The sequence below is a fragment of the Vibrio intestinalis genome, assembly GCF_025195085.2.
Taxonomy (GTDB): domain Bacteria; phylum Pseudomonadota; class Gammaproteobacteria; order Enterobacterales; family Vibrionaceae; genus Vibrio; species Vibrio intestinalis.
Map to the genome: position 1 here is coordinate 91,080 of NZ_JANAVY020000011.1, position 23,424 is coordinate 114,503.

General features: G+C 44.8%; 20 protein-coding genes and 1 pseudogene. 13 read left to right on the forward strand and 8 right to left on the reverse strand.

The window, feature by feature from the left end:
* Positions 1-29: 29 nt before the first annotated feature.
* From rbsA to MU515_RS14365, 9 genes are all read left to right on the forward strand, one after another.
* Entirely contained in the window at positions 30-1,535 is a 1,506-nt protein-coding gene (rbsA, locus tag MU515_RS14325; protein WP_260261097.1) for a ribose ABC transporter ATP-binding protein RbsA, read from the forward strand.
* Positions 1,532-2,518: a ribose ABC transporter permease gene (gene rbsC, locus MU515_RS14330; RefSeq protein WP_260261098.1), complete on the forward strand. Its 987-nt coding sequence runs from the start codon at positions 1,532-1,534 to the stop codon at positions 2,516-2,518. The genes rbsA and rbsC overlap by 4 nt, the downstream gene beginning before the upstream one ends.
* A gap of 125 nt (positions 2,519-2,643) precedes the next feature.
* Positions 2,644-3,522: a ribose ABC transporter substrate-binding protein RbsB gene (rbsB, locus tag MU515_RS14335; RefSeq protein ID WP_260261099.1), complete on the forward strand. Its 879-nt coding sequence runs from the start codon at positions 2,644-2,646 to the stop codon at positions 3,520-3,522.
* A 176-nt stretch (positions 3,523-3,698) separates the two neighbouring features.
* Positions 3,699-4,622 (forward strand): ribokinase, encoded by a 924-nt coding sequence (rbsK, locus tag MU515_RS14340; protein WP_260261100.1) that lies wholly within the window; start codon positions 3,699-3,701, stop codon positions 4,620-4,622.
* Between the two features lie 12 nt (positions 4,623-4,634).
* Positions 4,635-5,639: a substrate-binding domain-containing protein gene (locus MU515_RS14345; protein WP_260261101.1), complete on the forward strand. Its 1,005-nt coding sequence runs from the start codon at positions 4,635-4,637 to the stop codon at positions 5,637-5,639.
* 131 nt (positions 5,640-5,770) lie between these two features.
* Entirely contained in the window at positions 5,771-6,502 is a 732-nt protein-coding gene (gene pnuC, locus MU515_RS14350; RefSeq protein WP_260261102.1) for a nicotinamide riboside transporter PnuC, read from the forward strand.
* Positions 6,499-7,230 (forward strand): nucleoside phosphorylase, encoded by a 732-nt coding sequence (locus MU515_RS14355; protein ID WP_260261121.1) that lies wholly within the window; start codon positions 6,499-6,501, stop codon positions 7,228-7,230. The genes pnuC and MU515_RS14355 overlap by 4 nt, the downstream gene beginning before the upstream one ends.
* 200 nt (positions 7,231-7,430) lie before the next feature.
* The gene (locus tag MU515_RS14360; RefSeq protein ID WP_260261103.1) at positions 7,431-8,111 is read left to right on the forward strand and encodes a Crp/Fnr family transcriptional regulator; all 681 of its coding nucleotides are present in this window, start codon (positions 7,431-7,433) and stop codon (positions 8,109-8,111) included.
* Between the two features lie 204 nt (positions 8,112-8,315).
* The gene (locus tag MU515_RS14365; protein ID WP_260261104.1) at positions 8,316-9,473 is read left to right on the forward strand and encodes a conjugal transfer protein TraF; all 1,158 of its coding nucleotides are present in this window, start codon (positions 8,316-8,318) and stop codon (positions 9,471-9,473) included.
* 45 nt (positions 9,474-9,518) lie between these two features.
* Here MU515_RS14365 and MU515_RS14370 read toward each other — a convergent pair whose 3' ends face one another.
* The 4 genes from MU515_RS14370 to MU515_RS14385 all read right to left on the reverse strand — a co-directional run bounded on the left by MU515_RS14370 (position 9,519) and on the right by MU515_RS14385 (position 13,128).
* Positions 9,519-10,004, reverse strand: coding sequence for an acyl-CoA thioesterase (locus tag MU515_RS14370; protein WP_260261105.1), 486 nt, complete (start codon positions 10,002-10,004; stop codon positions 9,519-9,521).
* A gap of 55 nt (positions 10,005-10,059) precedes the next feature.
* Complete coding sequence (locus MU515_RS14375) at positions 10,060-11,235, reverse strand: alpha/beta hydrolase (RefSeq protein WP_432816154.1); 1,176 nt, start codon at positions 11,233-11,235, stop codon at positions 10,060-10,062.
* Positions 11,236-11,254: 19 nt separating this feature from the next.
* Positions 11,255-11,455, reverse strand: coding sequence for an FxsA family protein (locus MU515_RS14380; RefSeq protein ID WP_260261106.1), 201 nt, complete (start codon positions 11,453-11,455; stop codon positions 11,255-11,257).
* A 233-nt stretch (positions 11,456-11,688) separates the two neighbouring features.
* Positions 11,689-13,128 carry a glyceraldehyde-3-phosphate dehydrogenase gene (locus tag MU515_RS14385; RefSeq protein WP_260261107.1) on the reverse strand — a complete coding sequence of 480 codons (1,440 nt, stop codon included), beginning with the start codon at positions 13,126-13,128 and terminating at the stop codon, positions 11,689-11,691.
* A gap of 706 nt (positions 13,129-13,834) precedes the next feature.
* On the opposite strand from MU515_RS14385, the pseudogene MU515_RS14390 reads away from it, so the two are divergent.
* Positions 13,835-14,215, forward strand: a pseudogene (locus MU515_RS14390) (response regulator); the annotation flags it as partial.
* On the opposite strand, the gene MU515_RS14395 reads toward MU515_RS14390, so the two are convergent.
* The 4 genes from MU515_RS14395 to MU515_RS14410 all read right to left on the reverse strand — a co-directional run bounded on the left by MU515_RS14395 (position 14,212) and on the right by MU515_RS14410 (position 19,370).
* On the reverse strand, positions 14,212-14,658 hold the full coding sequence (locus tag MU515_RS14395) for a dCMP deaminase family protein (RefSeq protein WP_260261108.1): 447 nt from the start codon (positions 14,656-14,658) through the stop codon (positions 14,212-14,214). The pseudogene MU515_RS14390 and the gene MU515_RS14395 overlap by 4 nt on opposite strands.
* Before the next feature lie 635 nt (positions 14,659-15,293).
* Entirely contained in the window at positions 15,294-16,571 is a 1,278-nt protein-coding gene (locus tag MU515_RS14400; RefSeq protein ID WP_260261109.1) for a cytosine deaminase, read from the reverse strand.
* Positions 16,572-16,580: 9 nt separating this feature from the next.
* A complete protein-coding gene (codB, locus tag MU515_RS14405) occupies positions 16,581-17,819 on the reverse strand; it encodes a cytosine permease (RefSeq protein WP_260261123.1) in 1,239 nt (412 codons plus the stop codon).
* 312 nt (positions 17,820-18,131) lie between these two features.
* Positions 18,132-19,370, reverse strand: coding sequence for a ferredoxin reductase family protein (locus MU515_RS14410; protein ID WP_260261110.1), 1,239 nt, complete (start codon positions 19,368-19,370; stop codon positions 18,132-18,134).
* Positions 19,371-19,956: 586 nt separating this feature from the next.
* Between MU515_RS14410 and MU515_RS14415 the strand changes: the two genes are divergently transcribed.
* The 3 genes from MU515_RS14415 to MU515_RS14425 all read left to right on the forward strand — a co-directional run bounded on the left by MU515_RS14415 (position 19,957) and on the right by MU515_RS14425 (position 23,220).
* The gene (locus MU515_RS14415) at positions 19,957-22,014 is read left to right on the forward strand and encodes a TonB-dependent receptor (protein ID WP_260261111.1); all 2,058 of its coding nucleotides are present in this window, start codon (positions 19,957-19,959) and stop codon (positions 22,012-22,014) included.
* 225 nt (positions 22,015-22,239) lie between these two features.
* Entirely contained in the window at positions 22,240-22,692 is a 453-nt protein-coding gene (gene azu / locus MU515_RS14420; protein WP_260261112.1) for an azurin, read from the forward strand.
* A gap of 201 nt (positions 22,693-22,893) precedes the next feature.
* On the forward strand, positions 22,894-23,220 hold the full coding sequence (locus MU515_RS14425; RefSeq protein WP_260261113.1) for a DUF6176 family protein: 327 nt from the start codon (positions 22,894-22,896) through the stop codon (positions 23,218-23,220).
* The last annotated feature ends 204 nt before the right edge of the window (positions 23,221-23,424 follow it).

The window sequence follows — 23,424 nt, forward strand, 5'->3', positions numbered from 1 at the left end:
TCAGTAAAGAAACGAATTGAGGATCATTTATGACTCAAGCAATTTTGCAACTCAACGAGATTGAAAAGGCGTTTCCGGGCGTTAAGGCTCTCGATAAAGCGAGCCTAAATGTTTATCCGGGACGCGTAATGGCGTTGATGGGTGAAAACGGCGCGGGTAAGTCGACCTTGATGAAGGTACTTACCGGTATTCATCCTCTTGATGGCGGTACGATTCATTACCAAGGCCAACCAGCGGCATTCAAAGGCCCGCGTGATTCCCAACAAGCGGGTATCAGTATTATTCACCAAGAGCTGAACCTTATTCCTGAGCTCACTATTGCTGAAAATATCTTCATTGGCCGCGAATTTACGGGCGCAATGGGGCGTATTCAATGGGCAAAGATGTATGAGGAAGCGGATAAGTTACTGGCTCGTCTTAATGTAAAACACAGCTCTCAAACGCTACTTGGCGATCTGAGTTTAGGTGAGCAGCAAATGGTGGAAATCGCGAAAGCGCTGTCGTTTGAATCTAAAGTCATCATCATGGATGAGCCGACCGATGCTCTAACCGATACTGAAACCGAATCTCTGTTTAAGGTTATCAATGAACTGCGCGATCAAGGCTGCGGCATTGTTTATATCTCTCACCGTTTGAAAGAAATTTTTGAAATCTGCGATGACATCACCGTGCTTCGTGATGGCAAATTCATTGGTGAATGCCAAGTGGCAGAAACCAACGAAGATGGCCTAATCGAGATGATGGTAGGCCGTAAGCTTGAAGAACAATATCCACGCATTGATGTGCAGCATGGCGAAACCTGTCTTGAGGTCATTGGCCTAACGGGTTCAGGCGTACATGACGTGAGCTTTACCCTTAAGCGCGGTGAGATTCTAGGCGTATCTGGTTTGATGGGCGCGGGACGCACTGAACTTATGAAGGTTGTTTACGGCGCATTACCAAGTGAGCGTGGCGTGATTAATCTAGACAACAAAACCATTAACCCAATTAGCCCACAAGATGGCTTAGCCAATGGTATTGCGTATATCTCTGAAGACCGTAAAGGCGACGGCTTAGTGCTTGGCCTATCAGTGAAAGAAAATATGTCACTTTGCGCGTTGAACAAGCTAACCAAAGGTGGCCGCATCCAACACTCAGACGAAGTGTTAGCGGTGGATGATTTCATCAAGCTGTTCAATATCAAAACTCCGACTCGCGAACAGATTATCGGCAACCTATCGGGTGGTAACCAGCAGAAGGTAGCGATCGCGAAGGGCTTAATGACTAAGCCGAAAGTATTGATTCTTGATGAGCCAACCCGCGGTGTGGACGTCGGCGCGAAGAAAGAAATTTACCAACTGATCAACAAATTCAAAGCAGAAGGAATGAGCATCATTTTGGTCTCTTCTGAAATGCCGGAAGTTTTGGGGATGAGTGACCGCATCATGGTGATGCATGAAGGCCGCATTAGCGGTGAGTTTGATGCCAAAGAGGCAGACCAAGAGAAGCTACTGGCCTGTGCGGTAGGTAAAAAGATTAATGAGGAAGCAGCATGAGTACCAATACCATGAGCAAACCAACACCCCAAGCAAACAGTAAAAAACTATTCAGTAAAGAGTGGCTGATTGAGCAAAAATCTCTTATCGCACTTTTGTTCCTGATCGTTGTTGTTTCATTCTTAAACCCGAACTTTTTTACTGTAGACAACATTCTTAACATTCTGCGTCAAACCTCGGTTAATGCGATTATCGCGGTCGGTATGACACTGGTTATCTTGACCGCTGGTATCGATTTGAGCGTCGGATCAGTGCTGGCACTGTGTGGTGCATTTGCCGCAACCATGATTGGGTTAGAAATACCTGTCATGATCGCCGTGCCAACGGCATTGGTAGCGGGCGCTGCGCTTGGTGCGATCAGTGGCATCATTATCGCTAAGGGTAAGGTGCAAGCCTTTATCGCGACGCTTGTTACTATGACTCTGCTTCGCGGCGTAACCATGGTTTACACCGATGGCCGACCTATATCTACAGGCTTTACTGATACAGCAGATGCATTTGCTTGGTTTGGTACAGGTTACGCATTGGGCATCCCAGTACCTGTATGGCTAATGGTGATTGTATTTGCTGCGGCATGGTACCTACTAAACCACACTCGCTTTGGCCGCTATGTATACGCGCTCGGTGGTAACGAATCAGCGACTCGTCTATCAGGCATCAACGTTGACCGCGTAAAAATCGGTGTGTACGCCATCTGTGGTCTACTGGCAGCGCTTGCAGGCATCATCATTACCTCTCGTCTATCTTCGGCGCAGCCAACGGCAGGTATGGGCTATGAACTAGATGCGATTGCGGCGGTTGTGCTTGGCGGTACCAGCTTGATGGGTGGTAAAGGTCGAATCATGGGCACACTGATTGGTGCACTGATTATCGGCTTCTTGAACAACGCACTAAACCTACTTGATGTCTCTTCTTACTACCAGATGATTGCCAAAGCGGTGGTTATTCTTCTGGCGGTACTGGTCGACAACAAAAACAAATAATTCCCCTTAGCCAGAGAGTGAAATGGCTCTCTGGCCACAACATCATTCACATTAACTAGGCCCTGAGCCTTGTGAATACAAAACAAAAGAATGCACCAAGCATCTCTACTTAAAGGACGATAACGATGAAAAAACTCGCAACTCTTATTTCTGCTGCACTACTTTCTTCAACCGTTTCTGTATCTGCACAAGCGCAAGATACGATGGCGATTGTACTTTCAACTCTTAACAACCCTTTCTTTGTAACAATGAAAGATGGTGCAGAGGCGAAAGCAAAAGAGCTGGGTTATGACCTGATTGTTCTGGACTCGCAAAACGACCCGAGTAAAGAGCTATCAAACGTTGAAGATCTAACAATCCGCGGCGTGAAAGCAATTCTAATCAACCCGACTGATTCTGATGCGGTATCCAATGCGATTCGCATGGCTAACCGTTCAAACATCCCTGTATTGACACTAGACCGTGGCGCAAGCCGTGGTGAAGTAGTGAGCCACATTGCTTCTGACAACGTTGCTGGTGGCGAAATGGCAGGTAAGTTCATCATGGAAAAAGTAGGTGAAACGGCAAAAGTAATTCAGCTTGAAGGTATCGCTGGTACTTCTGCAGCGCGTGAGCGTGGCGAAGGTTTCATGAAAGCAGTAAAAGGCAGCAACATGGATCTTCTTGCTAGCCAGCCAGCTGATTTTGACCGTACTAAAGGTCTAAACGTAATGGAAAACCTACTGGCTGCTAACCCAGATGTGCAAGCCGTATTCGCACAGAACGATGAGATGGCATTGGGTGCACTACGTGCAGTTCAAGCATCAGGTAAAGACGTGCTGATCGTTGGCTTTGATGGTACAGACGACGGCATTGCAGCAGTTAACCGTGGCAAGCTAGGCGCAACTGTCGCGCAGCAGCCGGACCTAATCGGTGCTCTTGGCGTAGAGACCGCAGCGAAAGTGCTAAAAGGTGAATCAGTAGAAGCGAGCATTCCTGTGCCGCTAAAAGTTATTGCTAAATAACCATTGAGTCGATTTGCTCTCTCAGGGTGTTCCCCTATCGGCCTGAGAGAGCAAAGCCGATGCTTCTGGGCTTTTCCTATCACAGATAAGTAGAGCCCATAACCATCAGTTTTGTTGCTCCATAGAGCGAGCAGTATCTAAGTAACATCAGGTTCGTAAGAGCCGAGGATCTCTGTATGAATAAGTTAGTGGTTTTAGGTAGTGTAAACGCAGACCATGTTTTGAAAGTGCCTTCTTTTCCTCGTCCGGGCGAGACGTTACACGGTTCCAATTATCAAGTAATTCCTGGTGGCAAAGGGGCTAACCAAGCCGTTGCAGCCGCGCGACTAAAAGCGGATATCGGCTTTATTGCCTGTGTCGGTGATGATTCGTTTGGCATCAATATTCGCGAAAATTTCAAAATGGATGGCATCAATATCAATGGGATTAAGATGCAACCAAACACGCCTACCGGCATTGCGATGATCCAAGTTGCCGATAGCGGCGAAAACAGCATTTGCATCTCGGCAGAAGCCAATGCGTGTCTAACCAAGCAAGCCATTGAAGAGAGCGATTCTGCGAATATCGCCAGCGCCGAATATCTGCTGATGCAACTTGAAACGCCACTTGATGGTATCGAGTATGCGGCTGAGATTGCTCACCAGAACAAAACCAAGGTAATTCTAAACCCAGCGCCAGCGCGTGATTTACCAGATAGTTTACTTGCAAATGTCGACATCATTACGCCAAACGAAACTGAAGCAGAAGTGCTAACCGGTATCACGGTCAATGACGACGATTCAGCACAAGAAGCGGCAAATGTGTTGCACCGTAAAGGTATTGATATCGTTATGATTACCTTAGGCGCGAAGGGGGTGTGGCTGAGTGAAAATGGCCGCGGCAAAATTATCCCAGGTTTTCGCGTTGATGCGACTGATACAACCGCTGCGGGCGATACCTTTAATGGGGCATTCGTCACTGGTTTGTTAGAAGATAAGCCGATAGAATCTGCTATAACGTTTGCCCACGCAGCAGCAGCGATCAGTGTGACTCGCTTTGGCGCGCAAACGTCAATTCCAGCCCGTGAAGAGGTAGAGGAATTTCTCGCCAAGCAGCAGTAGGAGAACGATAGCATGGCCACAATGAAAGACATTGCCAAACTCGCTGGGGTTTCTACCTCGACCGTCAGCCATGTTATTAACCAATCGCGCTATGTGAGTGAAGAGATTTCTGAGCGAGTGAACAAAGCCGCTCAGGATCTTAACTACACACCTTCAGCGCTAGCCCGTAGTCTTAAAGTCAATCGCACCAAAACCCTCGGTATGTTGGTGACAACCTCAACCAACCCATTCTTTGGTGAAGTGGTAAAAGGGGTAGAACGTAGCTGTTATCAGCAAGGGTATAACCTCATCTTGTGTAATACCGAAGGGGATAATGAACGAATGAAGTCGTCCATTAAAACCTTATTGCAAAAGCGTGTGGATGGCATGATTTTGATGTGCTCATCGCTAGAAGGTGAGCGCATTGATATGTTTGATAAGTACCCTGACGTACCCGTTGTGGTCATGGACTGGGGCCCGATGCTATTTGCCAGCGATAAGATTCAAGATAACTCGCTACGCGGTGGCTACATGGCGGCGAAACACTTGATTGAGTGTGGCCACCAAGAGATTGGCTGTATTACAGGCCCGTTGAACCGTCATCAAGCGCAAATGCGTTATGAAGGATACAAACGCGCCCTCAACGAAGAAGGGCTGACCTTCAACCCAAATTGGATTATCGAATCTGATTTCGAAAGTGAAGGCGGCTATGACGCGTTCAATAAGATGTACGACAAAGGCCCTCTGCCGAGTTCTATTTTTGTCTGTAACGACATGATGGCTTTAGGCGTGATCAATGCGGCTAACGAAAAGGGGATTTCGATTCCTGATGACTTATCCATTATTGGCTATGATGACATCCATATTGCTAAGTTTATGTCGCCATCATTAAGTACTATTCACCAGCCAAAATATCGTTTAGGTAAGGCCGCGGTAGATACCTTGTTGAGCAAACTCAATAAGGAGAGCCAAGATGCGCAAGTGGTGCAACTTGAGCCAACTTTGGTAGAGCGGGATAGTGTCGCGATGCTGAAATAAGTATAAAACTATCAGTATTATTTCAAACTATGATCGCATCGATATTCAGGAGGACAATTGTCCTCCTGTTTTCATTTTGAACCCTTCTATGATGCACCTAACGTAAGTAATAACAATTAAAGGACATCACAATGGACCTATTCGCCCTACTTGATATCAACAATACCCTAGTCAATATTCCGATCGGTGGCGGCTACGCTATGTCATGGATTGAAGGCTTTGGCACACTGTTTGGTTTGCTGTGTATTTGGTTTGCTAGCCAAGAGAAAACTATCAACTACCTGTTTGGTCTGATTAACGTAACCTTGTTTGCGGTGATCTTTTTCCAAATTCAATTGTACGGATTGTTGCTACTGCAACTGTTTTTCTTCTGCGCCAACATCTATGGCTGGTACGCATGGACTCGCCCGAATGCGCAGGGAGACACATTAGAAGTACGTTGGTTGAGTAAACAAAAACTGGTGGTGACTGCCGGTGTTAGTGCTGTCGCGATTGCGCTGCTGACCATCTACATTGACCCATTCTTCTTCTCTTTGGCTAACATTTCTGTGGACGTGTTAAATCTATTTGGTGCCGAGATCGCAGCTCCAACACTAGAACCTGATGCGTTCCCATTCTGGGATGCAACCATGACTGTGTTATCGATTGTGGCGCAAATTCTGATGACGCGTAAGTACGTTGAAAACTGGATTCTATGGGTCGTGATTAACATCATCAGTGTGGGCGTGTATGCAACGCAAGGTGTTATGGCTATGTCAGTACAATACGCAATCCTAATGTTTATTGCCGCTAACGGCACTCGTGAATGGGCACGTACTGCGAAGCAAAATCGCTCTGAGCCAATGCAAGAGGCTCGCGCATAATGAAACAACCGCATATTTGTGTAGAGAGTGGTCAAGTTGCCGCACAGGTTATTGTGTGCGGTGAACCTGACAGAGCAAACCGAATCGCCGCGCTGCTTGATAACGCAGAACTGATGGCTGAAAACCGCGAGTACCGTGTGTTTACTGGTCAATATCAAGGTAAACCCATCACTGTGTGTAGTACGGGTATTGGTTCACCTTCAATGATCATTGCTGTTGAAGAATTAAAGCAATGCGGTGCAACGGATATTGTTCGCGTGGGCTCTGCAGGTGCATTGCAAAGCAATATTAAACTTGGTGAGCTTGTTGTGGCAGAAGCCGCGGTAAGAGACGAAGGTGGCTCGAAAGCTTATGTTTCTGCGGCTTACCCTGCATACTCGAGCTTTGGCTTACTAGGTGGCATTCATGGTTATCTGAGTGCAGAAAACGTTCGCTACCATTCTGGAGCGGTTCGCTCTCATGATAGCTTCTACACCGATGAAGAAGACCAGTTATGTGAGCGCTGGAGCGCAAAAGGCGTGCTTGGCGCAGATATGGAAACGTCAGCACTGCTAACTGTTGGTCGGCTAAGAGGTTTAAACGTGGCGTCTATCTTGAATAACGTGGTGCTTTACCAGCAAGATGTGCAGCAAGGAGTGGCGCAATACGTCGATGAAAACCAAGCAATGATGGCTGGAGAAACTCTGGCTGCCAAAGCGGCTTTGCATGCCTTAGTCAACGCAGCATAGCCATATGACATCCTGAAACTTCCCCCGTTTCGAGCGACATCAATTTAAGCGATATCAATAGATGTCGCTTTTTTTATTTTGGGCTTCAATCGATAAAACGGGAGCTTGGGCAGATATTGCAGCTAAACTTTTTAGCTAAAGTTGTAATCACTAGACCAAGTCGTTAGTTTGGCGGCGTTTAATAAAACAGAGTCAATTCCATGCGAGTTAAGCCTTCTTCCATCGGTCGATTTTCACAGCAGTTAGCTGCGCAAAGTGAGCAGTTCAAATCCCTAATTTATCAGTGTCAAACGGGTTCAAGATATGTGGACGCTGGTGAGGCGATCCTCACTCAAGGTGAACAATTAGACTCTCTATATATTGTGCCAGTAGGCCGCGTGTCGATGAACATCATTGCTGCCAATGGACGCTGCTTTCAATTGGGTGAAGCTGTTTGCGATGATCATATCTTTGGTGAGATGGAGTTTTTCACCGCGACCCCATGCCAGTGGAATGTGGTGGCTGACGAATCAATGCAAGTGGATGTGATTTGTATAAAAACGCTGAGCCAAATGCTGCAACAACAGCCTGAAATGATGCTGTTTTTTGCGTCTGCTTTGGCTGAGGATTATCAAGAGTCACTGGATATCTACACCAGCCGTTTACTACACCCAATCGCCTACAATATCGCCCACGATTTGCTGATACAGCACCAAGATAGTATTAGCTTAGGCGGCTTCGAGAAAGTAAACCAAGAGGCAGAACGTTTTGGCACATCAAGCCGTGTATACCGACGCGCAGTGAAGGAGTTGGTTGAAAAAGGCTTGGTTGAAAAGAGCGACTCAGGATTGAAAATCGTCGATATCACGCGATTAAGCCGTTACTTAGAAAGTGATAGCTAAGTCACGCTTAGCCAACTCTAATCCAGTTTAATGATCAATATTTGATGAAGCGTTTTCTAATTAACTGAAAAATCATAAATATTGTCTATGTTATATGGGGTGGAATAACCGTTATCTAATGGTAATGGGTGCTTGTTATTGCCACGCTAACTAGAGATTTGACCAAAGAGTTAAACTCAACAACGTAAATAAAATGGAAATTGTATGAAAAAGACAACGATCGCAGTGGTATGCGCGTTAGGCGCGATGTCTTCTCAAGCGCTAGCTGGCACGATAGTCGCCGATGCTCGCAGTAACGCTATGGGTAATACAGGTGTTGTTTCATCTGACTATCTGTTAGCTCCATTTCATAACCCGGCGCTAGGTGCACTCCATCGTGAAGACGACGATGTAGGTATCCTGCTGCCAGCTTTGGGTGTGAACGTTAGTGATAAAGACGAAACCGTGTCGACCATTGATGATGCTCAAGGCCTATATGACCGTTTTGAAAACGGTTCAGTGGTGGCGAGCGATGCATTAGAGCTCGACCGCTTTATGGATGAGCTAGAAGGCAACCAACCTGTCGCTATTACCGGCGGTGCAAATTTCGCGGTAGCGATTCCTACACGCGCTGTTTCAATTAACTTGTTCGCTGGTGGCTATACAGATGTGATTGCGGATACTCAGATCGCTTCAGAGCAAGCAGGTTATGATCCAACCGATCCAACAGACGTGGAAAACCGTTATTTGAACTCTAAGTTCGCTATGGTTGCCTTTGGTGTGACCGAAGTGGGTTTATCTTTCGCTAAGAGCTTTGAATTTGGCAATCATGATATTGCGTTTGGTATCTCACCTAAATATCAAAACTTGGTGACCTATTCACAACTTGATAGCATCGATTCTTTTGATCTTGATAACTATGACAAGAGTGAAGTGACCGAGAGCGCGTTCAACCTAGACTTGGGTATGGCTTGGCACTCAGGCCCTTTACGCGCAGGTCTTGCACTGAAAAACCTATTCTCGCAAGAAATCAACACGCAAGTGGGCAACTACACTTATGAGCTAAATCCTCAAGCCACTGTCGGCTTTGGTTATGCTGGTGAGTTTGTGGCGGCAAGTGTTGATTTTGACCTGACTAAGCAAAAGCGCTTCCAGCAACTGGCAGACGATACTCAGTTCTTACGTTTTGGTATTGAAGGCAATGCTTGGGGGTGGGCACAGCTACGTGCAGGTTATGAGATCGATCTAGAAGATACGCTAGAGAACTCAATCACTGCGGGTATCGGTATTAGTCCGTTTGATGTGGTTAGCTTAGATCTTGCGGGCTCTTACGCAGGTGATAATCAATTTGGTGCGTCTCTAAACTTAGCATTTACTTTCTAATGCAAGATAGAAGATAACAAAAAGCGACCTGAGGTCGCTTTTTTACTATTTAAGGTATTTGACGTGAGCTTGCATCTCTTCGCCAATTTGTTTACGCATATTCATTAGGCGAATGGCCGATTGTTTTAACTCAATATCTTCATCAGATTGCGGAATCCACTCCGGTACTTTGGTTGGTTTCCCTTCTTCATCCACCGCCACCATGATTACAATACAGTGGGTGGTTAAACGGTTTTTCAGCTCTTTCGGATCACTTGCTTGTACATCAATCGCAATGTGCATTGATGAACTTCCGGTATAGATGACTTTCGCACTGACCTCTACTAAGTTTCCGACATGAATTGGCGCAACAAAGCGGATGCCCCCAGCATAAGCAGTGATACAGTACTTACCAGACCAACCAGCAGCACAGGCATAGGCTGCTAAGTCGATCCATTTCATTGCCGCGCCACCGTGCACTTTGCCACCAAAGTTTACGTCACTCGGCTCGGCGAGAAAGCGTAAGGTAATCTCTCGTTGTGGTTCGCTCATTGTCATACTCCTTTATGCATTCGCTTTGCCCAATAGGCTACATCAATTGCTTAGATTATAACGGCTGAGCCATCACTTTATCCATAATTGCCATGCTTTGGTCGAAGTATGGATTATAAGTTAATCGAGCATGGTATTTACCCGCTTCAGAGTAACCCCAAGCGGAGTACCAGATTTGTTCACCGCCTGCGCAGCTGGTTTCGTTAGCGGCGGTTTGGCCGTTATCGCAGATAATGTTTCTGCCGCCAATGCCATAGTTTGGGTTGGTTGGCGAAAACAGCAAGCCCATGTGTGAACCATTGGAAATACGCTGCTCTGGCAGTTTCATGCTAAATCGGGTCGAGCGTGGATCGCTGATGCCTTCTTCACCTTGCCATACAATCATGTTGCTAGGGTTTGGCATATGCTGGCTGAAAGTATCAATAGCAAATTTTGTGTTGATCACTTTGTCGCCTTCACTCATCAACATAAAGACGGGCTTTTGATAATTAGCTTCTTGTAATTGATTGCGCACGACTTCCGAAGTTTGATAGTAAACCGCTGCGGCATTCATAGGTAATGAGTTGTAACGCAGAGGGTTATCTTCTTTATCTTGGTCGGCCCAAGTAACAAAGTAACTGGCAATATCGGCAAAGCCTACGAGAGAAGAACCCGGTTCAAACGCAGGTGAAAATAGCAATAAGCCTCCTATCTCGTTATCAGTAATTGCTTGTGAAGTCGCAAGGTTCGCACCGGTTGAGTAACCACCTAACCAAACTGAGTCTACCTCCTGCTTGAGTAGTTCTGTATGGTGTGCGACCACGCTTTGCCATTCATCAAGGCTTGGCAATTGTAGATCTCCGACCTTGCTACCGTGGCCTGGCAATAAAACCGTTCTTACAAGGTAGCCTTGCTCGGCTAGGTGTGTGGCAACATCAACAAACGAGTAGGGAGAATCCCCTAAGCCATGAACAAGCAGTACCCCTTGGCCATTTGGCTCAGCGGGGCGGTACTCGCGCGGTAAAATTTGATTTAACTCGCTCTGCTTGTCTGCGGACATGAAGATACGATTGGTTTCAAGCCATTGCTGCGTTTGATTAATGTACTCAGCAAAACTTGCCTGTGTATGACTTGGCAATGACTGAGCCGCTTGAAAGTGCGGATCACTGCTTTGGTTTGAGGTACAGCCTATTAACCCCGTTGTTACGGCGGCCGCAACGTAAAATACCATGGCAGAGCGTTTACGCATCATATATTCCAGACGTTCCTTTTTATTTTGAGATATCTTCATATTCGCCCTCAAGTACCGCACCGTGTTTTGGCTGGTTTGCTTGTTGAGATTTCACTGTATCACGCAGCTTCTTGCCGGTAATCAAGGCAAGAATAGTAAGTGGAATAGCAAGCAGTAGGCCAAACAATACTGATATAAAACCGACCAACAGTGCCATAACGCCTGAGATGAATTTATACATAATCAATACCTCAATTCAGTGGGGCGAAAGCGTGTTGATAAACATTCATTCGCAATATGGAATCATATTAATCGGTTGAAAATGAATAGTAGATGAACATCACATTTAGGATTGAATTCCTCACATAATGGAAGAAATGCAAACGAGGTTTGAAATGAGAGAAAAAAGCCGCTTTTTGGGGAAAAGCGGCAAAAAAAGTATCGTTATTATTATGTTGTGGAGGTTATTAAAGGCTAGTTGGATTCAGGGTAGCTCTTGTAGCGAACCCCCATCATTTGTTCCATGCAATGCACGACTTGGCAACTGTAGCCAAACTCGTTGTCATACCAAATATACAATACGCAGCGATTGTCTTGCGCGATGGTAGCTGCGCCATCAACCACTCCTGCATATCGAGAGCCCACTAAGTCTGACGATACGACTTCAGTAGAGTCGGTGTAATCGATTTGGCCTGATAATGGGGAGTTAAGCGCCATTTCACGTAGGTAATGGTTGAGTTCTTCTGTCTCGACTGCGCTGTTTAGGTTTAAGTTAGCCACTGCCATCGACACATTCGGAGTCGGAACTCGAATCGCATTGCCCGTTAACTTACCCGCAAGTTCAGGTAAGGCCTTCGATACTGCTTTTGCTGCGCCAGTAGAGGTCAACACCATGTTGAGTGAGGCACTGCGGCCGCGGCGTTCACCAGAATGGAAGTTATCAATTAGGTTTTGGTCGTTGGTGAATGAGTGAACGGTCTCAATATGGCCAGAGGTAATACTGTAACGATCGTTGATCGCTTTTAATACTGGTGTAATGGCGTTGGTAGTGCAACTCGCCGCAGAAATGATGGCATCTTCTTTTTGAATCACTGATTCATTGACGCCAAATACGACGTTCTTGATGTCGCCTTTGCCCGGTGCGGTAAGAAGAACTTTCTCTGCGCCGTTACACGCGAGGTGTTTTCCTAGTCCTTCACTGTCGCGCCATACACCAGTGTTATCTACGATAAGCGCTTGGTTAATTCCGTACTGAGTGTAATCCACTTCTTCTGGGTTGTTCGCGTAGATGATCTGAATGTAGTTACCGTTAGCGATGATCGCTTTACGCTCTTCATCGATCACTATGCTGCCGTTGAATTGACCATGTACTGAGTCGCGGCGTAAAAGGCTGGCTCGCTTTTCAAGATCACCTTGTTTGCCGCCACGAACGACGATCGCTCGTAAGCGCAGTGGATAGCCCGGACCGCTCTTTTCGACCAGCAAACGAGTGAGTAATCGACCAATACGGCCAAAGCCATATAAAACAACATCTCTAGGTTTGCTGACGCTTTCGCCCGTCATTGCAGTAAGCAAAGCAGAGTAGAGGAAGTCTTTAACTCCGTGGGCATCGTCTCTATCTTGCCAAAACTTTTCTGCCAACATGCCCACATCAATACGACATGGCGAAAGTGGCATTTCACACAAGGCTTGGATGATAGGAAGGGTCTGATTCGGTTGGATTGCTTCTTTAGTGTAGTGGCGTGACAAGCGGTGGGTCTTGATGATGTCGATGGTCGCGGCATTCACCAAGGTTTTACCAAACAGAGTCACTTCTACGCCTTTTTGACGATACAGTTGACCGAGCAAAGGGGAGATGGTTTCTGCAATCGTTTGGCTGGTTTGCCAATCTAGAAGGTGTTTCTCAGGGCTCATGGATTGTTGGGGCCTTATTTCACGTTATAGATATAGGGGCCACCTCACAGGTCAACGGCAATGTGAGGTGGTGAATTATTTGTAATTTTTATGTGGCGGGAGTGTAATTGCTGACTTCTTATTCTGCTAGTAAAAATAATGACAGGCTATTGTGCTGTGTATTGCGGTTTTTATAGGTTTTAAGCATGAAGGACTAGGTTGTTTTGCTGATTGACTTTTGTAAAAGTGGTCAGTTAATTCGTGCCGATAAATACTCAGTTCAAGTCAAGGTTGAAAATGATGAGACATCAAGACTGTTGGTTGAGGTATTTGTCAATTTATCAACATAAATAGTTATAACAAGTGAGAAGTGAGTGGTTGCGACTTTGGTCATCGCAATAGCGTGCTGTTTTGACAGCGTGAATGGAGAAGATTTTCTTCAACGATTAAGAGTTTTGCTACAAAAGCTGAGATTGATCACAGTTGCTAGCGGGCAATGATTTGCTTGTTTTATTTGTAAGAAGGCCTTGAATTAGTGACAGACTTATTGGTAGCCGCGGACTCAACTCTCTATATTTGGTCAAAATTTATTCAAAGGATGAATGAACCTATGCACTCAATTCGAGTTGCCAAGCAAGGATTGCTGCAACCTACTGAGCCCAACAGAAAAGTGACTAGTTCTGAAATATCGCTCTCTATCGCGTTAACTGCGAGCAAAGCGCCACATGTTTTGGTAGTAGAAGATAATTTGATGAATCAGAAGATTGCCAGTTGCTTTCTCAATCGAGCACAAATGCCCCATCAACTGGCGTGTAATGGCCGTGAAGCATTGAACATTATCACTCAAGGAGAGCAGTTCGACGTTATTTTGATGGATTGCATGATGCCCGTGATGGATGGGCTAACCGCAACGAGACAAATTCGTCAGTGGGAAAGTGACAATCAACGAGACAGATTACCTATTATCGCGCTGACTGCGCGTGAGTTACCTGAGGAAGTAAATAGCTGCTTTAATGCGGGTATGGATGCGTATTTATCGAAACCCTACAAATTAGAGCAGCTATTAGAAACATTGCAAAAATTGGATGTTATCCGCGCAGCGGATTAGTTACCCAGTTCATCCAAAGGTAACCAATTTACCTTTACGCCCGCTTGAAGAAACATCTCTTGGCTTACTTTGATTTTATCGCCCCAACGAGACAGAAAATCTTCCGTTTGCTCTGGGCAGTGCACTGCAGAGATTCCAGTTTGGATGATTTTCGCTGCGCAGTTTGGGCAAGGGAAGTGTGTCACCCAAATTTCACAGCCATCAAGATCACGCTTAGCAAACAGAATCGCATTTTCTTCTGCATGTAAGGTTTTTAGGTATTTCATTTCGCGTTCATCTGTCATCGCGCTATCAGAAATACCGTGTGGGTAGCCATTGAAGCCAACCGATACGATGCGGTTTTGTTTTGTAATGACTGCACCAACTTGTGTTGAAGGGTCTTTACTCCAAGAGCCAACAAGTTCAGCCATTTGGTAAAAGCGTTGCGCCCATTTTGAAATCATCTAAGTTCCTTAGTGATGGTTAATGTGTGTTGCAGATAGTTAAGCCCGCACACTTTAAAGATACAAAATTGTGATTTTGATCAGTAAATAATATCTCAATTTTTAACAAGTTAGAACCGAATTTGTTGAATCTAGCCTGTGGGATAGTGTGTTTTTTGTTCAGAGAACAATAACTACTTAGAAGGCGAGTAAGTATTTGTCGATAGTACTCTGTGCGAGATCTCTTACAAATGCGTGAGATTGAGGCGATTCAATCTAGAGTGATTACCGGGCGTTTCTATTTAAGCATATGATTTTATTTGGTTATTTGTTTGGTTGATGGTTTGTAAGCCGGAAATAATGGTGATCGCCGCGTTGTTTAAAATCGGCACTAGCGATATCTTAAACGTGTCGGCAGGAAGCGGACATGGAACAGGAAAGACCCAAGGATTGGTCATCTTCAGGACGAAGATATAGTCATCGAGGACAGATGACTAGCTAGGATAGCAAAGGACACCGCTAGGATAGCGATGTTAAGGAAGTGCTGAGGGAAGCAGCGTACTATCAAGGATATGATGCAGGGAGCACTTATTAGTAGCCGGATTGCTGCGAGTAAGAATAGAACCCGCTAGGTGAGAACCTAGCGGGTTTTTCTTTTATCGCTTGAAAGTTACGGGTTCAGACTTTTCTAGATGAAGATGCGTTGTCGCAGGCTGAGTGTCTGCAATCACTTTACCTTGGCGCACTGAGTAACGTACCGGCACTTGGCGGCGCACAGCATCAAAACCATTCTCCGCAGGCAGGATCAGTAAGCTGCCTGGCTTACCTGTCTCAATACCATGTTTATCTTGAATGTTTAATGTACGCGCCGAGTTCGTGCTGATCAGATCAAGCGAGTTATTGATTTGATCGTAACCCATCACCTGACATACATGTAAACCCATGTGCAACACTTGCAGCATGTTGGCTGTGCCAAGTGGGTACCAAGGATCGAACACATCATCATGGCCAAAGCATACATTGATATTAGCATTCAACATCTCTTTTACACGGGTAACACCGCGGCGTTTCGGGTAATCATCGAAACGGCCTTGCAAGTGAATATTCACTAGCGGGTTAGCGACAAAGTTGATGCCTGACATACGTAGTAAGCGGAATAGGCGAGAGGCGTAAGCCCCGTTGTATGAGCCCATCGCTGTGGTATGGCTCGCTGTAACCTTATGACCCATATTAAATTTGTGTGCCAATGCAGCTAGAGTTTCAACAAAGCGAGATTGCTCATCGTCAATTTCGTCACAGTGAACATCAATCAGGCGATCGTATTTTTGCGCCAACTCAAACACGTAATGAAGTGACTCGATACCGTATTCACGAGTGAACTCGAAGTGAGGGATTGCGCCAATCACATCCGCACCCAGTTGAACCGCTTCTTCCAATAACTCTTTGCCATTAGGGTAAGAAAGAATACCTTCTTGTGGGAACGCGACGATTTGAATATCGACCCACGGTTTCATCTCTTCGCGTACTTCGATCATCGCTTTTAGTGCGACAAGTGTAGGATCTGAAACATCAACGTGAGTACGAACATGCTGAACGCCATTGGCAATCTGCCATTTTAGCGTCTGTTTCGCGCGGGCTTTTACGTCCTCGATTGACAGCATTTCCTTGCGTTCGGCCCAACGTTCAATGCCTTCAAACAACGTACCAGAAATATTCCAGTTTGGTTCACCTGCTGTTTGAGTGGTATCTAAGTGAATGTGGGGCTCACAGAAAGGCGCGACAGCCATGCCGCCCTCTGCATCAAGAATATCGCCAGCAACATCTAGGTTTAGAGTGTTGTCTTCAATACGCTTGAATTGACCATTCTCAATCAAAATTTGCTTAAGGCCTGCTTGGCCTTGTAGCGCTACGTTCTTGATCAACAGAGTTGTCATTTTGGTTCCTTACGCTGGCTGCTTTGCCAGTGTTATTTTATTAAGAATAGAATTTAATATTGGGTAACTAATTGCACCGCCTAGCACTGCGTTTACAGGTACTACGCCCGGTAGGAAGTGACCCGCAGCCACACCAATCGCTACCGCGATGATGCCAGCCCAGTTAACCGTTTGGAACTGGATAGTTTCAAAATTAGTGTAACGCTTACGGTTAATAAAGAAATCTGCAATGATAACGCCGCCAATCGGTGGAATCGCTAGCGATAAGAATGTTAGCCAGCCAACAAAGTTATTGTAAAGCCATAGCGCACACAAAGTTCCCACTACACCGTTAACCATAGAAATGTACTTGCTTGGTAGGCCAGTAATATTTGAGAAGCCAAGGCCTGATGCGTAAAGTGCGTTATCGTTGGTAGTCCAAATGTTTAGGCCAAGCACGATGATTGCTGGAATCAGTAGACCCTGCGCAATCATAACTTCTGAAATGTCTGATTGACCTGTTACTGAAGCACCGGCTGCACCAAAGATAAACATAAGCGAGTTACCGATAAAGAAGGCCACCATGGTGACTAGAACCGCGCTCTTTGGTTTTTTACCAAATCGAACAAAATCTGCCGTGAGTGTCCCTGCGCTGATAAATGAGCCGACCACCAGTGCCAATGCCACTGAGAAATCGATAGGTTCTGCCGGTTGTACTTTTTGCAACTCGGCAACACCGCCAATGCTGTTAATCGCTTCGATGACTGAGTAGCCGCCAAGTAACGCAATGGCTGGTACGGCAATCGCAGACAGTATCATCAATGCAGAGATACCGAAGTAAACGGTCGCGGTCATTAATAAGCCAGAGATGACGATCAAAGTGTTGGTATCAATGCCGGTTGCTTTGTGAACCGGAAGGGCGAACATGGCTACGCCAACACCAAACCAACCAACTTGTGTACCGCCAAGTAATGCAGAAGGAAGCCAAGAGCCTTTTGAGCCGAAAGAGAAACGAGCAAGGAGGTGAGTAGAAAGACCAGTAGAAGCGCCGATGTAACCGAGGAAAGAAGTGTAAATACCGAGGATGAGGTTACCAATGAGAACAGCAAGGAAGAAATCGTCAAATGAGAGACCAGTACCGAGTGAACCACCCGTCCACATACTGGCAGAAAAGAAGGTCAGTCCTAACATTACCATGGTTAAAGACATGACCCCTTTCCTTGCGGAATTAGGAACCGGACCCAGACTATAGTTGTTATCAGCAGCCATCATTACCCTCGTATCGCTTTTAAAATTGGTGAACAAATTTTAGTTAAACGGCGCGTATTATGTGGATCTAAACTCAATAGTCAATGATATTTTTGTTATTAAATTGATTTGTGATTATTTTAAAATAATTCTTTTATTTTTCAGTTATTTGAGTGAGGCGAGCTATTTATGAATCAAGGTTGATAACGTTTGCTTTTTGAAGGTTAGTTTATTATTTTGCGATTTTTGTAAAATATATAATTAAAACTGATTAATGTGTAATACTGTAAAAATTAAGGGAGCTCATTATCGCCCTTGATCGGTTTAATAAGCTTAGCGCATAGCAAAATTTTCATTGTGCCACTGTTTAGGCTTCATTCCCGCAACACAAAGTTGATCTTTTATCGACTTCATCATGTTATTTGGTCCACATGCAAAAAACTGATAGCTATCTAGCGGTTTTCCGAGCGATTTCTGGATCATTTTTGCATCAAGGCGTTGGTTTTTCGTGCTAGGTAAGTGCAGTGTCACGTTTGTGTTACCAATAAGCTGTTGTACTTTGTCTATCAGCAATTGATAAAGCTTACCTCGGCCAACGAAGAATAATTCGATCGGCTGATCAGTATCGCGAGCTTGTAACCATGCCAAAAATGGCGTGATTCCAATGCCTCCTGCAATCCAAACTTGAGGTTTGTTGCGATTACGCTGCGCGTGTAATCGGCCATAAGCGCCATCAACCGTAACTTGTTGGCCAACGCTAATTGCGGTTTGCAATTGCTGAGTATGACGCCCCAGTGCGCGAATAATAAAGGTTAGCTGGTGGCCATTTGTTGGCGCTGAAGCAATAGTAAATGGATGAAAGTGCTCAATGTTATCCAAGCCAAAGTCAAGGTAGGCAAATTGCCCAGCATGATGCTTAATGCCGTCTTCATTTGCCGTTAAGGTCACTTCAACTGCATTATCAATAGAGCTTACCTGACTGACCGTGTAGGCTTTATAGCTTCGCGGCTTAACTAGGCATTTATAGAGGTAAGCAATAGTGCCAATCGTGGATACAGTGAACAGCGCTGCGCCAGTAGTACTAAAAAGCTCAAATGGCACATCAGAGAAAAACGTGTGATAAACCGAGATCAGGAAAATAGGCCCCATCAACTTATGGGTGTAAAACCAAATACGATAAGGAATCTGCTTTACCATGCTCATACTGCCGAGCACCAATAAGCCATACATGGCCCACTGACCGACTTCTTCACCAAAATCAGCAAATTGTGGGTCAATGCCATTACCCGCAGGGCCGGGAACCAGTAGCCAGTGAAAGCTTGCGCCTACTAGCCCTGCAATGCCTAGCCATTTATGCCAAATGTAGGCCTTGTCCATCCCGCCGAATATTGGTTCTAACCATTTTAATCGACAGCTAAGCAGCATGGCTAATGCCATGGCTATCATAGAAACGGTGGCGAAAAAGGCTGGCACTTTTCTGGCAAGCTCTAAATCAACGGGAAGCAGTGCCCAAACACCGCTAGACACGAGTAAGGCAATTGAAGATAAGATAATGATTTTTCGTGCTTTCATAGCGTTCTCTGAGCAAAAAGTTTTACACAGAATGACACTCGATAAATGAACGTTTAATGAATGCTTTAGTCAGGTTGCTTATTACGGCTTAAACAGGCGATAGTAAGAACATTAAGAAAACTTAATAATAGAACGACAAATTATTAATGAGAATGCTTTACATTTAGCTCGCTAATTGTTAGTTTTCTCCCGTCAATATAGATAATTAAAACAATAGTTAACGCAGTGATTGTGATTCATCCCATATGTTCACCTTCATCTAGCTGATTGTTAATGGCGAGCATTCTATTGCTCTGCTTGAAAATTGACCCATAAATCAATCTGGCAAAAATACGCAGTTAAAGCATTCCTGAACCTGTGGTTAAAGGAGCGTTTCGCTTTGCTTTCACGTAGTCGATTGAGTTATGGGATATTAGCTCATAAACACGATTGGTTTTTGAACGACGTTTAACAAATGTCGCGCGTCATGACGCTTGTACCTTAGAAGTAGGGTAGGTTTCGTGCACCCTGAATATTTGTTGCACGCCTTTTCATGCTCCTCGTAATGAGCCAAATAGTTGTTATTGTTTAATGAAGGAGAATTGAAATGACAGCGTCTATTCCAGCTCGACAAGTAACGAAATTTAGAATTCGTCCTCTGTCGGCATTGATCGCAGGCGTATGCATCAGTGCAGTTGGAGCCCAACCAGCTTTTGCTCAACAAGAAGTTAAAGATGTAATTACGGTAATTGGTGAGAAGACTGATCGTACAATCTACGATACTAGCTCAAGCGTAGAGGTATACGACTCTGATCGCCTTGATAGCACGCCAAATGCCAATGAGATTAAAGACCTAATTCAGCTTGCTCCAAATGTGGTTGATTCTGGCCTAGGTAATAACCTTCCTGCTATTCGAGGTGTGGATGCTTCTGGCCCTTCTATTGGTGGTATTGCAAGCTTCTCTGGTTCTCGCCCACGCGTGAATCTTTCAATCGATGGCCGCTCTCTAAATTATTCTGAAATCGCTTTTGGTCCTCGTTCGTTATGGGATATGGAGCAGGCTGAGATTTATCTTGGTCCACAAAGCTATATTCAAGGTCGTAATGCTATCGCAGGTGCGATCGTGATGAAGTCGAAAGACCCAACCTATGATTTTGAAAGTGCGGTAAAAGTTGCAGTAGGGCAGCACAACTACTCTCAAACAGCAGCAATAATTTCAGCACCAATTGTGGAAGACCAACTGGCTTTCCGTTTGTCTGTTGATCAACAAAAACGTAAGAGTCATATTGAAATGATTTCTTATGACCCTGTTGGTGATTCTCGAGACATTGAAATGTCGACAGTCCGTGCCAAGTTATTACTTGAGCCAACGTCACTTCCGGGTTTCCGAACAGGTTTATCGGTAGCTTATTTAGATTCTCGTTCTCCTCAATCTGAGCACGATATTAGCTCTGGCTATACAGCTGATAGGGCTATCTATGAAACGGATTCGATAAGTTATGCATGGGATACCGGTTTCGACGTTAACGACCACTTAAGGTTTGAAACTAACGTAATCTATACTGACTTTGTTAATCACCGTCGCACTCCTCCTTCCTATCCAGCTGACTTTTTGATTGAAGGGGATGAAATTCAGGCTGAAGCTATTGTTCGTTACAATGCCCTACAAGACAAGCTTTACGGCTTAGCTGGTATTCGTTACTTTAATTCTGAGCAAGATGAAGTTTATATTCATAGTGCTGGCTCAAGCCCTATGTATGATAGAACGGTAACAAAATCGGCATTTGCTGAAGTATCTTACGATGTTGTACCTGAAGTAACCGTTACTTTTGCGGGCCGCTTTGAGCAAGAGCATAAAATTCGAGTTGTAGAGCCTAATCCTCTGAACATGACAGTTGATTATGATGAAACCTTCTCTGAGTTTCTTCCTCGCTTTGATATAGCATATAAGCCAGCTAATACGAGTACCGTCGGTTTCAAAATTGCTAAGGGCTATAATGGTGGTGGCGCTGGGTTAGGATTCGATTCTACAGGTGGTCGTTACCAAGATTTTGAGTACGACAGCGAATATGTGTGGAACTATGAGTTATACACACGTCATGCTTTAGCAGACGGAGCTGTCGAGTTGACATCGAATATATTCTTTAATGATTATGACAACTTCCAAATTAGTCAGCGAAATGACAATGATATTAGTGTTGTAACGAATATCGATAATGCTGAGACCTACGGTGCAGAGATTGCAACCCGTTGGTATGCGACTTCAGACGTGGAGTTGTATGCAAACCTTGGTTGGCTAGAGACAGAATATAAAGAGAAAGCTTCTCAAGGCGGTAAAACGTTAGAGCTAGATCGCTCACCTGCGTTTACTTCAACATTAGGTGGTTTGTTCTACTTTGGTGACGGTTTTGAGTTGAGCGCTAATGCGAAATACACGAGCGAATACTATTCAGAAAAGGATAATATTGAAGAGTTAAAAATTGACGGCTACTGGTTAGTAGACGCTCAATTTGCATATGACTTCGAATATGGCCGAGCTGCATTGTTTGTTGAAAACCTATTTGATTCTGATGATGAATTACTTTATTCAGCAAGCCGTACTGGTACCGAGGTATTGAAGCAGCGTGAACGCCTAATTGGCGCGTCACTGGAACTAAGGTTCTAACACCGATTAAGACAAGCTAACGCACCCAAACGGGTGCGTTTTTCGTTTTGGTGATCATATTCTCTAAGCTAGGAGTATTAATAGGCATGATAAATGGTGCAAATGTTTAAAAAGTGATCTGCGTGACAGAGAAGTTGTTTAATTCCGATTATCCGGGCGCTTTTCACAAGCATCACTTTAGCTTTGACGTATAATGTCTAAGGCTTTCAAATAAGGAGATAAATAATGAAACTTAGAAATATCCTATCTGGTGTTGCTGTTCTTTTTGCCGCATTTTCTGCGCAAGCTGCCACTGAATGTAACCTTGAATTAGAAGCAAACGACATGATGAAGTTTAATAAGGATGTATTGAGCGTTCCTGCATCATGTTCTGAAGTGACGATTGTTTTGAAACATACAGGTTCACTGCCTGCTACGTCCATGGGCCATAACGTGGTGATTTCTGATACGGCGAATGTTCAAGCTGTGGGAACAGAAGGTATGAGCGCTGGCATTGATAACAGTTATGTTAAACCGGGTGATGCTCGTGTTTATGCTTTTTCAAAAGTGATTGGCGGCGGCGAAACAACCACTTTGACTTTTAGTACTGAAAAACTCACCGCGGGTGGTGATTACACTTTCTTCTGTTCGTTCCCTGGTCACTGGGCGATCATGAAGGGTAAGTTTGAGTTCAAGTAATCGCGGTTTACTTGAAACGCAGAACCGTTACGCGTATTCAAGTCGTTAAGTTCTTACGAAGAGCGCCTAGCCATATCGCTAGGCGTTTTTTTATGTCGAATTAAAACCTCTGTCGGATAACGCAGATTCAAATGTAACTTTGCTTGAACTGATTCTGAAGTTACGCAAGATAGCTCTGAAATTAAATTTTGGAGAGAAAGCGTGGAAGTAGCAGCGGGCTTAATTAAATTGCAAACATCGCATCAAGAGACTTTGGCTGAATGGCAACAGCGCATGAATGAGAGTGTTGAACAAGTGACGGCGTCATTAAAGAATGAGCAAGTGATGGTCGAAAGCTGGTTTAAGTTAGAAATCGAATCGAACTCTTATCTATTATGGTATATGCGAGCGGAATCTTTAGAGAAGGCCGTGCAAGCGTTCCAAGCTTCGACTGCTGAGATAGATATTTTCCATATGCAATCTATCGTAAAAATGGCAGAAGGGAGTGAGCAAATATTCGCTCAGCCGTTGCTTGATTTCAGCGCGTAATGATTTAACGCCTCAATAAGCTGTAAACGAGATAAGCTGAAAATCTAAAGATATAGTAGTAAAAGAAAAGCCACCATAAAGGTGTAATGCCAGTCAGTTAAGCTGACTGGCATTTTTCCTATTTGTTGCGTACTTCTTGGGTTTCAACTTAACCCATCGAGGATAACTTCTATCTTCTCTTCGAGGCGGTAGGATAAACATGGA